At 64.1% G+C, this 13,591-nt stretch carries 12 protein-coding genes; 7 read left to right on the plus strand and 5 right to left on the minus strand.

Annotated features, from left to right (window positions below):
* The first annotated feature begins 171 nt into the window (after positions 1 to 171).
* The 3 genes from hpnA to P9239_RS03680 all read left to right on the plus strand — a co-directional run bounded on the left by hpnA (position 172) and on the right by P9239_RS03680 (position 4,441).
* Positions 172 to 1,182 carry a hopanoid-associated sugar epimerase gene (hpnA, locus tag P9239_RS03670; protein WP_309749132.1) on the plus strand — a complete coding sequence of 337 codons (1,011 nt, stop codon included), beginning with the start codon at positions 172 to 174 and terminating at the stop codon, positions 1,180 to 1,182.
* Positions 1,183 to 1,457: 275 nt separating this feature from the next.
* Positions 1,458 to 3,704, plus strand: coding sequence for an NADP-dependent isocitrate dehydrogenase (locus P9239_RS03675; RefSeq protein WP_309749133.1), 2,247 nt, complete (start codon positions 1,458 to 1,460; stop codon positions 3,702 to 3,704).
* A 218-nt stretch (positions 3,705 to 3,922) separates the two neighbouring features.
* Positions 3,923 to 4,441 carry a hypothetical protein gene (locus P9239_RS03680; RefSeq protein WP_309749134.1) on the plus strand — a complete coding sequence of 173 codons (519 nt, stop codon included), beginning with the start codon at positions 3,923 to 3,925 and terminating at the stop codon, positions 4,439 to 4,441.
* Between the two features lie 19 nt (positions 4,442 to 4,460).
* Here P9239_RS03680 and P9239_RS03685 read toward each other — a convergent pair whose 3' ends face one another.
* Complete coding sequence (locus P9239_RS03685) at positions 4,461 to 5,663, minus strand: glycosyltransferase (RefSeq protein ID WP_309749135.1); 1,203 nt, start codon at positions 5,661 to 5,663, stop codon at positions 4,461 to 4,463.
* A 456-nt stretch (positions 5,664 to 6,119) separates the two neighbouring features.
* On the opposite strand from P9239_RS03685, the gene ispH reads away from it, so the two are divergent.
* Positions 6,120 to 7,082: a 4-hydroxy-3-methylbut-2-enyl diphosphate reductase gene (gene ispH, locus P9239_RS03690; protein WP_309749136.1), complete on the plus strand. Its 963-nt coding sequence runs from the start codon at positions 6,120 to 6,122 to the stop codon at positions 7,080 to 7,082.
* A gap of 13 nt (positions 7,083 to 7,095) precedes the next feature.
* Positions 7,096 to 8,250: an adenosyl-hopene transferase HpnH gene (gene hpnH, locus P9239_RS03695; RefSeq protein WP_309749137.1), complete on the plus strand. Its 1,155-nt coding sequence runs from the start codon at positions 7,096 to 7,098 to the stop codon at positions 8,248 to 8,250.
* Between the two features lie 68 nt (positions 8,251 to 8,318).
* On the opposite strand, the gene P9239_RS03700 is transcribed toward hpnH, so the two are convergent.
* From P9239_RS03700 to P9239_RS03715, 4 genes are all read right to left on the minus strand, one after another.
* The gene (locus P9239_RS03700) at positions 8,319 to 8,729 is read right to left on the minus strand and encodes a type II toxin-antitoxin system VapC family toxin (protein ID WP_309749138.1); all 411 of its coding nucleotides are present in this window, start codon (positions 8,727 to 8,729) and stop codon (positions 8,319 to 8,321) included.
* Positions 8,711 to 8,950, minus strand: coding sequence for a type II toxin-antitoxin system Phd/YefM family antitoxin (locus tag P9239_RS03705; protein WP_309749612.1), 240 nt, complete (start codon positions 8,948 to 8,950; stop codon positions 8,711 to 8,713). Before P9239_RS03705 ends, P9239_RS03700 begins: the two co-directional genes overlap by 19 nt.
* Positions 8,951 to 9,093: 143 nt before the next feature.
* A complete protein-coding gene (locus tag P9239_RS03710) occupies positions 9,094 to 9,288 on the minus strand; it encodes a YbdD/YjiX family protein (RefSeq protein WP_086967065.1) in 195 nt (64 codons plus the stop codon).
* A gap of 16 nt (positions 9,289 to 9,304) precedes the next feature.
* Positions 9,305 to 11,389 (minus strand): carbon starvation CstA family protein, encoded by a 2,085-nt coding sequence (locus P9239_RS03715; protein ID WP_309749139.1) that lies wholly within the window; start codon positions 11,387 to 11,389, stop codon positions 9,305 to 9,307.
* 160 nt (positions 11,390 to 11,549) lie between these two features.
* On the opposite strand from P9239_RS03715, the gene P9239_RS03720 reads away from it, so the two are divergent.
* Together P9239_RS03720 and P9239_RS03725 are read left to right on the plus strand one after the other, a co-directional pair.
* Positions 11,550 to 12,962, plus strand: a complete 1,413-nt coding sequence (locus P9239_RS03720; RefSeq protein WP_309749140.1) for a cache domain-containing protein — start codon at positions 11,550 to 11,552, stop codon at positions 12,960 to 12,962.
* On the plus strand, positions 12,952 to 13,590 hold the full coding sequence (locus P9239_RS03725; protein ID WP_309749141.1) for a response regulator transcription factor: 639 nt from the start codon (positions 12,952 to 12,954) through the stop codon (positions 13,588 to 13,590). Before P9239_RS03720 ends, P9239_RS03725 begins: the two co-directional genes overlap by 11 nt.
* The last annotated feature ends 1 nt before the right edge of the window (position 13,591 follow it).

Genomic DNA, 13,591 nt, shown 5'->3' on the forward strand with positions numbered 1-13,591 from the left:
TGACCAGTAGTGTGTCCGTGTTCGCGAAGGCCGCGCGCCCCGCAGCAGGCACGGACCTTAGCACGAGCCGCAACGCCTTGTCACATCGGCTCCTGCGGCGATTCGGCCCGCTATTTCACCGCGGCACTTGTTACGAACGATCGCGCGTTGCGCGAATCTCACGAGGTAAGAATGACTGATATATCCGGCTCTCGCGTGCTCATCACCGGCGCCTCGGGTTTCGTCGGCTCGGCGCTCGCGCGGCTCGCCATCGAACGAGGTTTCGACACGCGGCTGCTCGTGCGCGCAACGAGCCCGCGCAAGAACGTGGAATCGCTCGACGCGGAAATCGTCGTCGGCGACATGCGCGACGAAGCGTCGATGCGCGCGGCGCTCAAGGGCGTGCGCTATCTGTTTCACGTCGCGGCGGACTACCGCATCTGGGCGCCGGACCCGAGCGAAATCGAGCGCGCGAATCTGCAAGGCACTGAGGCCACGATGCGCGCGGCGCTCGCGGAAGGCGTGGAGCGCATCGTGTACACGAGCAGCGTCGCAACGCTGAAGGTCACGAGTTCAGGCGCCATCGTCGACGAAACGAAGCCGTCGGATGCGGCGAGCACGATCGGCGCATACAAGCGCAGCAAGGTGCTGGCGGAGCGCGCGGTGGAGCGCATGATTGCGAGCGAGGCGCTGCCCGCGGTCATCGTCAATCCGTCGACGCCCATCGGCCCGCGCGACGTGCGTCCGACGCCGACGGGGCGCATCATCGTCGAGGCGGCGACGGGCAAGATTCCCGCGTTCGTCGATACGGGCCTCAATCTCGTGCATGTCGATGACGTCGCGCACGGCCACTTTCTCGCGCTGGAGCGCGGCAAGATCGGCGAGCGCTACATTCTCGGCGGCGAAAACCTGCCGTTGCAGCAGATGCTCGCGGATATCGCGGGACTCGTCGGCCGCAAACCGCCGACCATCAAGCTGCCGCGCGGGCCGCTGTATCCGCTTGCCATCGGCGCGGAAATGTTCGCGAAGGTGAGCGGCAAGGAGCCGTTCGTGACCGTCGACGGCCTGCGGATGTCGAAAAACAAGATGTACTTCACGTCGGCGAAGGCGGAGCGGGAACTGGGCTATCAGGCGAGGCCGTATCGCGAAGGCCTGCGCGACGCGCTCGACTGGTTCCGGGCAAACGGCTATCTCGACGCGTAAGACGCGCAGGGCGTCCGCCGAACTCGCTTCGACGCAACTCTTCTATAAGACCCAAAAAATCTAAATCGTTGATATAACAGGAAAACCGGCCAATTTCGATGCTTTGGCGAGCCTTCTTTCCCACGCGACGCCTTCAAATTCAGGCAAAATAGCGGACTGATGCCGGAAGGCGCGAGCAACCATGTTGCGTGCGACCGCAGGCGCGAAAGCGCCCGCGCAGGTTCACAGCAGCCGGCGGTCCTTTTTCAACCCGTTTCTGGATGTCGAGACAAGCGATGAGTAATCAGCAACCCACCATCATCTACACCCTGACCGACGAAGCTCCGCTGCTCGCGACCAGCGCCTTTCTGCCGATCATCCGCACGTTCACGGCGCCCGCCGGCGTGAACGTGGAAACCAGCGACATTTCGCTCGCCGGGCGCATTCTCGGCGAATTTCCCGAATTTCTGACCGAAGAGCAGCGCGTTCCGGACAACCTCGCCGAACTCGGCCGCCTCACGCAGCTTCCCGACACCAACATCATCAAGCTGCCGAACATCAGCGCGTCGGTGCCGCAGCTCGTCGCCGCGATCAAGGAATTGCAGGGCAAGGGCTACAAGGTGCCCAACTATCCGGAAGAGCCGAAGAACGACGAAGAAAAGGCCATCGCCCAGCGTTATTCGAAGTGTCTCGGCAGCGCGGTGAACCCGGTTCTGCGCGAAGGCAATTCGGACCGCCGCGCGCCGCTCGCCGTCAAGAACTACGCGAAAAAGCATCCGCACAGCATGGGCGAATGGAGCATGGCGTCGCGCACGCACGTCGCGCACATGAAGCACGGCGACTTCTATCACGGCGAAAAGTCCATCACGAACGACAAGGCGCGCGAAGTGCGCATGGAACTCGTCACGAAGCGCGGCGAAACCATCGTGCTGAAGCCGAAGGTCAAGCTGCAGGAAGGCGAGATCGTCGACAGCATGTTCATGAGCAAGAAGGCGCTCATCGCGTTCTACGAAGACCAGATGGAAGACGCGCGCAAGACCGGCGTCATGCTCTCGCTGCACGTGAAGGCGACCATGATGAAGGTCTCGCACCCGATCGTCTTCGGCCACGCCGTGAAGGTGTTCTACAAAGACGCATTCGCGAAGCACGCGAAGCTCTTCGAAGAACTCGGCGTGAATGTGAACAACGGTCTCGTCGATCTGTACTCGAAGATCGAGGCGCTGCCGGAATCGCAGCGCGACGAAGTCATCCGTGACATGCACGCGTGCCACGAACATCGTCCGGCGTTGGCGATGGTCGATTCCGCGAAGGGCATCTCGAACCTTCACGCACCGAACGACGTGATCGTCGACGCATCCATGCCCGCGATGATCCGCGCCGGCGGCAAGATGTGGGGCGCCGATGGCCGTCCGCAAGACACGAAGTGTCTGATTCCGGAAAGCACGTTCGCGCGCATCTATCAGGAGATCATCAACTTCTGCAAGACCAACGGCGCATTCGATCCGCGCACCATGGGCACGGTGCCGAACGTCGGCCTGATGGCGCAGAAGGCCGAAGAGTACGGCTCGCACGACAAGACCTTCGAGATTCCGCAAGACGGCACGGCGCGCATCGTCGATAACGCGACGAACGAAGTCATCGAATCGCTCACGCAGGAAGTGGAGCAAGGCGACATCTGGCGCATGTGCCTCGTGAAGGACGCGCCGATCCGCGACTGGGTGAAGCTCGCCGTCACGCGCGTGCGCAACTCGGGCATGCCGGCGGTGTTCTGGCTCGACCCGTATCGTCCGCACGAAAACGAGCTGATCAAGAAGGTCGAGAAGTACCTGAAGGATCACGACACCGAAGGGCTCGACATCCAGATCATGTCGCAAGTGCGCGCCATGCGTTACACGCTCGAGCGCGTGATCCGCGGCCTCGACACGATCTCCGTCACCGGCAACATCCTGCGCGATTATCTGACCGACCTGTTCCCGATCATGGAACTCGGCACGAGCGCGAAGATGCTGTCCATCGTTCCGCTGATGGCGGGCGGCGGCCTGTATGAAACGGGCGCGGGCGGCTCGGCGCCGAAGCACGTGCAGCAACTGGTGCAGGAAAACCACCTGCGCTGGGATTCGCTCGGCGAGTTCCTCGCGCTGGCGGTGTCGCTGGAAGAACTGGGCATCAAGAGCAACAACGCGAAGGCGAAGCTCGTCGCGAAGGCGCTCGACGCCGCCACCGGCAAGCTGCTCGACAACAACCAGGGCCCGTCGCCGAAGACCGGCCAGCTCGACAACCGCGGCAGCCAGTTCTACCTCGCCATGTACTGGGCGCAGGAACTGGCGAACCAGACGGAAGACCGCGAGCTGGCCGAGTTCTTCGCGCCGCTCGCGAAGAGCCTGGCCGAGAGCGAGCAGAAGATCGTCGAGGAACTGACGGTCGTGCAGGGCAGCGAAGCGGATATCGGCGGCTATTACAAGCCGGAAGACGCGAAGCTCGCCGCCGTGATGCGTCCGAGCCAGACGCTCAACGCCGCGCTCGCGCAGGCGCAATCGAAGTAAAGCTGCAACTGGGCGCGGGCGGCATGCCCGCGCTCACCATCGCGTTGGCGCCCGACGCCAACGCGATTTCTTCCGGACGCCTTCTCGCAGCGTTCCGTCAAAGCGGCATTCGACCGCGCCGTTCCAAAGCATTTGGTTACAACGTGTGCCGGCTCGCAGGTAGGGGAGCAGGTAAAATCCTGGACTCGCTGCCAGCTTCGCAAGACATCCAACATCGCATGAATCTACATGACCAGCTCGGCGCGCTGGAGTCGAGCCTCGATGCGCTCCTCCGGGCCGCCACCGTTCCCGCTCCCATCGGCGTCGCCGGCGAACCGATCGCCGAACCGCCCGCGCCGCTGCCGAGCCGCGCAGACGATTCCCATGAAACGGCGCTCACAGCACCTGCGCCCGTCGAACCCGAGCACGACACCCCGCCCACGCTGATGGTTTCGCGTCCGGACCGCGACACGATCCAGATGACCATCGCAGGCAAGTCGGTGCTATTGAACCCGGAAGGTGTGTCGGAGCTGATCGAAGAGTTGTCGAACGTGCGGGCGTCGATGTCGGTGGAACAGCCGATGGGCGTCGCGCCCGGCTGGCGCTTCGCGGCGACGAAGAACCCGGTGATGGCGGTGCAGAAGCACGCGAACGGCGACCGCCTGCTGCTCATGCGGCACACGGGTCACGGCTGGGTGCCGTTCACGTTTTCGCCGGACATGGTCGTCGAACTGTACGCGATGCTGACGCGGCGCTAATTTCTGCGCCGCCGCTCGATCAAGAACCTTCCTGCGTCGGCGCCTGTACGCGCGCCTTCCATTGCCCGCCCTTGCCGCGCCAGTAGCGCACGGCCGAACCGATCGTCGCGGACACGTAAAACAGCGCGACGAGCGGCAGGAGCGGCGCCCACAACAACGACCGCCGGTAATAGCGCAGCATCGGCCCATAGGCGATGCACATCATCGCCCAGGCCGCGCAGGCGGGCCACGCGCGCACGCCCCATGTGAGCGAGAAGACCGGCGGAACGAGGTAGATCAGCGCCATGCCGAGCACCGTGCCGGCAAGCAGCAGCGGCGAATAGCGCAACTGCGTGAACGCGGTGCGCGCGATCATGTTCCAGATTTCGCGCCAGTCGTCATAGGGGCGCAGCGACTCGCTCCGTTCGGCGAGATCGAGACGAATGGCACGCGCGTCCGCTTTGCCCGCGCGATGCTTGATGCGCAGCGCGAGACTGCAATCGTCGATCAGCTCACCACGAATGGATTCGATACCGCCCGCGTCCACCAGCGCCGAACGGCGCACGAGCATGCAGCCGCCCGCCGCGCCCGCCGTCATCTTGCGCGTGTCGTTGACCCACGCGAACGGGTACAGCTTCGCGAAAAAGAACACGAACGCCGGAATCAGCGCCTTCTCCCAGGGCGAATCGCAGCGCAGGCGCACCATCAGCGAGACGAGATCGCGGTCTTCCAGAATCGTACGCGCGACGAGTTGCGTCGCGGCATCGGCCGGATGGTGAATGTCGGCGTCGGTAAGCAGAAGGAATTCGGCGGGCAAGCCGAGCGTGTCGATGGCGTTGATGCCCTGCGACTGCGCCCACACTTTGCCCGACCATCCTGGCGGCAGCGGCTTGCCGGTCAGCACCGTCAGGCGGTCTTCGAGCCCGAGATCGCGAGCGGCGGCGAGCGCGGCGGCGGCGGTGCCGTCGGTGCTGTGATCGTCGACGACGACGACGTGGAACGCGCCCGCATAGTCCTGCTTCAGCAGCGACCCGACCGCGCGGCCGATCACGTCCGCTTCGTTGCGCGCGGGCACGACCGCGACGAGTGCGGGCCATCCGCCGCGCCGTGCGATTTCCGCCTTGCCGACGGCGTGCACAGTCGCATCCGAAAGCGCGGGCGCCGGTTGCGCGCGCCAGAAGCCGCCTCGCGCGAAGAGCAGCACGATCCAGATCAGAAACGACAGCCAGGCGATGAGTAACATGGATTAGACGATTATCTTGAACCCGCGTTGCGGGCGGCGCACTCACGCGCGCGCGGGCATCGACCGTGCGATACGGCGGAGCACGCGTTGCACGGAGAACACGCGAATCAGATTGGCGACGGCCTGCCGAAACCAGCCGTCGCGCATATGCACGGCGCGGGAAAACGCGAAACAGCAAGCATTCGCGGCGTCCCGGGCGTCCGACAGTTTAATGGCTTTGAAGAACCGGTGTACTTCCATCGCGGCGAAGTGCCTTCGCGACCGCCGTGCGACGAGCGCCCAAAAAGGGAACGCGTTAGAATACGCGGTCAACCTCGGCGCACAGACAAACTTACCGGTCCTTCTTCTCACGTGCTTTTCCGGCTTTGCAGGCATTGCGTATGCAATGTTTAGCAATCGAAGCGTGAGTTGCGCGCCTCTTACCCGAAACCCGCGCTAGTCGGAGTTCGCTCGAACATGCGTATCATCCTTGCTCAACCCCGCGGCTTTTGTGCGGGCGTGGTCCGCGCGATCGAAATCGTCGATCGGGCGCTCGAACGGCATGGCGCCCCGGTCTACGTACGCCATGAGATCGTTCACAACCGGCACGTCGTCGATAACTTGCGTGGCAAAGGTGCGCGTTTCGTGGAGGAGCTCGATGAAGTGCCCGAGGGCGCCGTCGCCATTTTCAGCGCGCACGGCGTGGCCCAAAGCGTCGAACGCGATGCAGAAGCGCGCGGCCTCGACGTGCTCGACGCCACCTGCCCGCTCGTGACTAAGGTTCACGTGCAGGGCCGGCAATACGTATCGCAAGGCCGCACGCTGATTCTGATCGGTCACGCGGGGCATCCGGAAGTGGAAGGCACCGTCGGCCAGATTCCCGGCAAGGTGGTGCTCGTACAGAGCGAGGCCGAAGTCGAGACGATGGCGCTGCCGCCCGACACGCCGGTGGCCTACGTCACGCAGACGACGCTTTCGGTCGACGACACGCGCGGCATCATCGACGCCTTGCAGCGCCGCTTCAGCGATATCGTCGGGCCGGACACGCGCGACATCTGCTACGCGACGCAGAACCGGCAGGCCGCCGTGCGCGAGTTGTCGACGCAAGTCGACGTGCTGCTCGTGGTCGGCGCGACCAACAGTTCCAATTCGAATCGTCTGCGCGAGATCGGCACCGAAAGCGGCGTGCCGAGCTATCTGGTCGCGGACGGTTCCGAGATCAAGCCCGAATGGTTTGCGCATGCGCAGACGGTCGGCATCACGGCGGGCGCTTCGGCGCCGGAAGAAATGGTCGAACATGTGATCGATGCCCTGCGCGCCTTCGGACACGTCGAAGTCACGACGATGAACGGCCGCGAGGAAAAGGTCGAATTCAAACTCCCCGCGAAGTTGCTGCAACCGCTCGCCGCGCTGTCGGCCACGGCGATTCGCGAAGAATAAGGAGAGCACGCAATTGTCTATTCCGATGCTTCAGAAGGTCCGCGTTGGCGCGTACATCGCCCGCCAGCACTTTTCGCGCAACAAGCGCTATCCGCTCGCGCTGATGCTGGAACCGCTGTTTCGCTGCAATCTGGCGTGTAACGGCTGCGGCAAGATCGACTATCCGGACCCGATCCTGAACCAGCGCCTGTCGCTCGAAGAATGCCTCGGCGCCGTCGACGAGTGCGGCGCGCCGGTCGTGTCGATTGCCGGCGGCGAGCCGCTTCTGCACAAGGAAATGCCGCAGATCGTGAAGGGCATCATCGCGCGCAAGAAGTTCGTGTATCTCTGCACGAACGCGCTCCTGATGGAAAAGAAGATGGACGATTACCAGCCGAGCCCGTACTTCGTCTGGTCGGTTCACCTCGACGGCGATCAGGCCATGCACGACCATTCGGTCTCGCAGGACGGCGTGTATGAGAAGGCGACGAAAGCGATCCGCGAAGCCAAGCGCCGCGGTTTCCGCGTGAACATCAACTGCACGCTGTTCAACGATGCCAATCCGGAACGCGTGGCGAAGTTCTTCGACACGCTCGGCCCGATGGGCGTGGACGGCATCACGGTGTCGCCCGGCTACGCTTACGAGCGCGCGCCGGACCAGCAGCACTTCCTGAACCGCGACAAGACCAAGACGCTCTTCCGCGAAATCTTCAAGCGCGGCAACAACGGCAAGAACTGGTCGTTCAGCCAGTCGGCCATGTTCCTCGACTTCCTCGCGGGCAACCAGACGTACCAGTGCACGCCGTGGGGCAACCCGGCGCGCACGGTGTTCGGCTGGCAGCGTCCGTGCTATCTGCTCGGCGAAGGTTACGCGAAGACCTTCAAGGAACTGATGGAAACCACGGAGTGGGAAAAGTACGGCACGGGCAACTACGAGAAGTGCGCGGACTGCATGGTGCACAGCGGCTTCGAGGCGACCGCTGTGATTGACACCGTCGCGCATCCGCTGAAGGCGCTGGGCGTGTCGATGCGCGGGCCGCGCACGGAAGGCGCCTACGCGAAGGAACTGCCGATCGACAAGCAGCGGCCGGCTGAATACGTGTTCTCGAAGCACGTCGAGATCAAGCTGGAGGAGATCGGGCGCGCGCAGAAGAACAAGTCGTCGAAGACGGCTGCGGCGGCGCACTGAGCTTTAGTTGAACGTTGAGATGTGCGAAGGGCGGATGGCTTGCGAGTCATCCGCCTTTTTCTTTGCGGCTACCAGATCGTCTTGACGTGTTCGTATTCGCGGATCAACCGATCTTTCGTCACGATGGGCGCCGACAGCGCCCGCGCCGTCGCGACGATGAAGCGGTCTGCCGGGTCGTTATGAAACTCGCCCGGCAAGTCGATCGACTTGATGGCGATGCTGTTATCCACGGGCATGAACCGCACGGCGTCGATCCGATTGACCTTCTCGATCCAGTCTCCGACGTCCATCGACAGTCCGATCTTGCCGCGCCGCACGAGCAGCGCAATCTCCCAGGCGGAGATGGTCGAAACGACGATCTCACCTTCCTCTCCGCACTCGCTCTCGATTGCGGCGCGCGCCTGCTTGCCAAGTGCGCCTCCGCTGACCCACCACAGCAGCGTATGCGTGTCCAGCACGATCACCGATACGCCTCCCAATCGTCCTCACCGAGCGGCTCGAAGGCGTCTTCGCAAAACAGCACGCTGCCGCGCAATTCCTCGAGCGGCGTGCGCGCCGTGTTGTCGTACCGCCGCACTTCCAGCACGGGCTTGCCATGGTCCGTCACGATCATGCTTTCTCCTGTCGATTCGACGAGCCGGAAATATTCAAGCGCTTTAGCCTTGAACTCCGATTTCGAAACTCGCTTGTGAGACATGATATCGACCCTGGTCACGTGACGGTAGTCATTTTAGCCTCGGCCGAGTGGGATAGGCGAAACGGACCTTCTTCGAAGTCCAAACGAAAACGCGACGGCTCTCGCCGTCGCGTTTTCAGTCACCGCTCTATGGAATCACTCACGCATCAACAACACTTCCCGGCGCCCGACCCATACCTCGCTTCCTGCCGCTCGCGAAAGAACTCCGCGTAGGTCATCACGGGTTTGTCGGGATGCGTCGTCTGCATGTGCGTGACGTACGCGTCGTAGTCGGGCATGCCGACCATCAAGCGCATGGCCTGGCCGAGATACCGCCCTGCTTGCCGAAGATCGCTGAACATGGCCGACTCCAGAGACTTAATGACCCGAGCGCACCGCCGCGCCGCCGCCCGTGGGCATCGGCTCGAACGGCGTTTCGCGCACCGTCGGCCGCGCCTCGCGGCGCGCGCGCAGCACGACGAGCACGCCATACACCGCAATGCTCACCACGACAAACATGAAAAGACCGGCGAGCGCCGCATCGACGTAATCGTTGAAGATGATGCGCTGCATCTCCGGCAACGACTTCGCCGGCGCCATTACCTTGCCCGCCTCGAACGCGTCGCGCAGTTTGCCGGCATGAGCGAGGAAGCCGACCTTCGGATTGGCGTCGAAAATCTTCTGCCAGCCGGCAGTTAGCGTGCAGATGAGCAACCACACCGTCGGCACGATCGTCACCCACGCGAAACGCTCGCGCTTCATCTTGAACAGCACGACGGTGCCCAGCATCAGTGCGATGCCCGCGAGCATCTGGTTCGAGATGCCGAAGAGCGGCCACAGCGTGTTGATGCCGCCGAACGGATCGACCACGCCCTGATACAGGAAGTAGCCCCACGCCGCGACGCACAGACCCGTCGCGACAAGATTAGCCACCAGCGATTCCGTGCGGCGCAGCGCCGGGTGGAACGTGCCGAGCAGGTCTTGCAGCATGAAGCGCCCGGCGCGCGTGCCGGCGTCGACCGCGGTCAGAATGAAGAGCGCCTCGAAGAGAATCGCGAAGTGATACCAGAAGGCCATCATCGCGGGCCCGCCGATCACGCGATGCAGAATCTCCGCCATGCCGACCGCCAGCGTCGGCGCGCCGCCCGCCCGCGCCACGATGGTGGTTTCGCCAACGGCCTTCGCCGTCGATGTGAGCATGTCCGGCGTAAGCGTGAAGCCCCACGACGTCACCGTCTGCGCGACGGCATCCGGCGTCGTGCCGAGCAGCGCAGCCGGGCTGTTCATCGCGAAGTACACGCCCGGCTCGATGACGCACGCGGCGACGAGCGCCATGATCGCGACGAACGACTCCATCAGCATCGCGCCGTAGCCGATGAAGCGCATGTTCACTTCGTTGTCGATCATCTTGGGCGTCGTGCCCGACGAGATGAGCGCGTGGAAGCCGGAGACCGCGCCGCACGCAATCGTGATGAAGAGGAACGGGAACAGGTTGCCCGCCCAGACCGGACCCGAGCCGTCGACGAACTTCGTGAACGCCGGCATCTTCAGTTCGGGCGCGACGATCAGAATGCCGATCGCGAGCCCGAGAATCGTGCCGATCTTGAGGAACGTCGACAGATAATCGCGCGGCGCGAGCAGCAGCCACACCGGCAGCACCGACGCGATAAAGCCGTAGCCGATCAGAATCCACGTCAGCTGAACGCCCGTGAACGTGAAGAGCGGCGCGAGCGTCGGCGATTGCGCGACCTGCCCGCCGTAGGTGATCGCGAGCATCAGCAGCACGAAGCCGATGATCGACACCTCGCCGATGCGCCCCGGACGAATGAAGCGCGTATAGACGCCCATGAAGAGCGCAATCGGAATGGTCGCGGCGACGGTGAACGTGCCCCACGGCGAATTCGTCAGCGCTTTCACGACGATCAGCGCGAGCACCGCGAGGATGATCACCATGATGAGGAACGCGCCGAACAGCGCGATCACGCCCGGCACGGTGCCGAGTTCCATCTTGATGAGATCGCCGAGCGAGCGGCCGTCGCGGCGCGCGGAGATGAAGAGCACGACGAAATCCTGCACCGCGCCCGCGAACACGACGCCCGCGAGAATCCACAGCATGCCGGGCGTGTAGCCCATCTGCGCGGCGAGCACCGGACCGACAAGTGGACCCGCGCCCGCAATCGCCGCGAAATGGTGGCCGAACAGCACGTATTTGTTCGTCGGCACGTAGTCGAGGCCGTCGTTGTGACGCACGGCCGGCGTCATGCGCAAGCCGTCGAGCTTCAGCACCGTGCCGGCGATGAAGCGCGAATAGAATCGATACGCGATGAGATAGACGCAGACCGCCGCGATGACGATCCAGAGTGCGCTGACCCGCTCGCCGTGCGCGAGCGCGATGGTGCCGAATGCGAACGCGCCCAAAAGCGCGAGCGCGATCCAGACCAGGAATCCGGAAGCCCGATTCATGGTGTCTCCTGTTTTGGTAAGTCTTGGAAGTCCGCCCGCGCGGCTCGAGCCGTGGAGCGCTTCGGGCGTGTAGTATTCGCCTTCGTCCCGGACCTCACAACCGGACAACTACGTACGCGCTCTACGCGAAACTACGTAGAGCATCGAACGTTCCAGCGTCATGAACCTGAAAGCCAAGATTGTTTTGCTGGCGATCGTACCGTTCGCGGTCGCCATCGGCGGCATCGAGTATGGCGTGCGTCAGCAGGCGACGACGCTCGCTCACGCCCAGCACGCGACGCTGCAAAGCGCCTACATGTCCAGCAAGGAAATCGAGCTGCGGCATTACGTCGATCTGGCGAAGAGCGCCATCGCGCCGTATTACGACGCGCCGCTTGGCGACCCGCGCACCGACGACGAACGCCGCCAGCTTGCGCTCGATGCCCTGCATCGCCTCGACTTCGGGCCCGACGGCTACTTTTTCGTCTACACGATGCGCGGCAAATCGCTGATGCATCCGCGCCAGCCGGACCTCGTCGGCCGCGACTTGTGGACCATGCGCGATCCCGCGGGAGAGCTGACCATCCAGCAGTTGATTCGCGAAGCCTCGAAGGGCGGCGGCTACGTGCGTTACGTGTGGCAACGGCCATCCACCGGCCAGCTCGCGCTGAAGCTGGGCTACGTCGTGCCGCTCGAACGGTGGGGCTGGATGATCGGCACCGGTATCTATCTGGAAGATGTCGAGACGGCGCTCACGCGCATCGACGGTCAGGCGGCCGCGAACATCGACCGAACCGTGATGTGGATCGGCGGCATCGCGCTGGCGGCGCTCGGCGTGATCGCGTTGTGCGGCGCGGTGCTCAACATCAGCGAGCATCGCAGCGCGGACGCGAAGCTCAAGCGCCTCGCGCGACAGGTGGTCGAATCGCAGGAGCACGAGCGGGCGCGGCTCTCGCGCGAACTGCACGACGGCATCAGCCAGATGCTGGTGTCGGTCAAGCTGCTGTTGGAATCGGCGCTCGCGCGCTTCGAACGGTCGCCCACGCGCGAAGCCGCCGCCGAAGCCGCGCTTGCCACGGGCCTCGGGCGTCTTGCCGCCACATTGGGCGAAGTGCGCCGCATCTCGCACGCGCTGCGCCCAACGATGCTCGACGACCTGGGCCTCGCCGCCGCGCTGGAACAGCTCGCGCGCGAAATGGACGGTCAGGACGGCATCGAAGTGCGCTTCGAGGGAATGGCGGACGCCAAGCCTTCGAGCTTGCCCGATCCGGTGAACACGGTGCTCTTTCGCATTGCGCAGGAGGCGCTCAACAACATCGGTCGGCACGCGCACGCGAGCCGGGCGACGCTCGCGCTCGATGTCGCGCCGAACGGCGTGCGGCTCATCGTCAGCGACAACGGCCGCGGCTTCGACGCGCAGTCCGCGCAAGCCGATCCGGCCAGCGGCCTCGGCCTGCGCAACATGCGCGAGCGGCTCGACACGCTCGGCGGCACGCTTTCCATCCAATCGCAACTGGGCCGCACCGTGATCACGGCGCACGTGCCGTTGCCGCTCGCCGCCCCGAATTTGCAAGGAATCACCGATGACGCCTGAACCCGCCCGACTGTTGCTCGTCGACGACCATCCGCTCGTGCGCGACGGCCTGCGCGCACGGCTCGAAGCCGTGCCGCGTCTCTCGGTCATCGGCGAAGCGGGCAACGGCCACGAGGCGCTGGCGCTCGCCGCCGAGGAAGCCACGCGGCCCGATCTCGTCTTGATGGACGTGGGCATGGCGGGCATGAGCGGCATCGAGCTCGCCGCGCGCTTTCACGAGCGCTTCCCCGCCATCCGCGTGCTGATGCTCTCGATGCACGACAACGTGGAATATGTGACGCAGGCCGTGCGCGCGGGCGCGAGCGGCTATGTGCTCAAGGATTCGCCCGCCGCCGAGATCATTCAGGCAATCGACGCGGTGCTCGCCGGAAAGACGTTTTTCAGCGCGGGACTCGCGGCCCGCATGATTCAGGCGCAGGCCATGCAGACGCCGCTCGAACGTCTGACGCCGCGCGAGCGAGACATTCTGGATGCGCTCGCGCAAGGCTTGTCGAGCAAGCAGATTGCGACGCAGCACGGCTTGTCCGTCCGCACCGTGGAGACGCACCGCTTGAACCTGAAGCGCAAACTCGGCATCGACGGACAGGCCGAGTTGATCAAGTTCGCCGTGGAAAACCGGCGCGGCTAGG

This window comes from Caballeronia sp. LZ062, assembly GCF_031450785.1.
GTDB lineage: Bacteria > Pseudomonadota > Gammaproteobacteria > Burkholderiales > Burkholderiaceae > Caballeronia.

Excerpts from the sequence above, each read along its gene's own strand:
- P9239_RS03720 (WP_309749140.1), top strand. The coding sequence starts at position 11,550 with ATGAACCTGAAAGCCAAGATTGTTTTGCTGGCGATCGTACCGTTCGCG.
- ispH (WP_309749136.1), top strand. The coding sequence starts at position 6,120 with ATGCGTATCATCCTTGCTCAACCCCGCGGCTTTTGTGCGGGCGTGGTC.
- P9239_RS03675 (WP_309749133.1), top strand. The coding sequence starts at position 1,458 with ATGAGTAATCAGCAACCCACCATCATCTACACCCTGACCGACGAAGCT.
- P9239_RS03710 (WP_086967065.1), bottom strand. The coding sequence starts at position 9,288 with ATGTTCAGCGATCTTCGGCAAGCAGGGCGGTATCTCGGCCAGGCCATG.
- P9239_RS03685 (WP_309749135.1), bottom strand. The coding sequence starts at position 5,663 with ATGTTACTCATCGCCTGGCTGTCGTTTCTGATCTGGATCGTGCTGCTC.
- P9239_RS03680 (WP_309749134.1), top strand. The coding sequence starts at position 3,923 with ATGAATCTACATGACCAGCTCGGCGCGCTGGAGTCGAGCCTCGATGCG.
- P9239_RS03715 (WP_309749139.1), bottom strand. The coding sequence starts at position 11,389 with ATGAATCGGGCTTCCGGATTCCTGGTCTGGATCGCGCTCGCGCTTTTG.
- hpnA (WP_309749132.1), top strand. The coding sequence starts at position 172 with ATGACTGATATATCCGGCTCTCGCGTGCTCATCACCGGCGCCTCGGGT.
- P9239_RS03725 (WP_309749141.1), top strand. The coding sequence starts at position 12,952 with ATGACGCCTGAACCCGCCCGACTGTTGCTCGTCGACGACCATCCGCTC.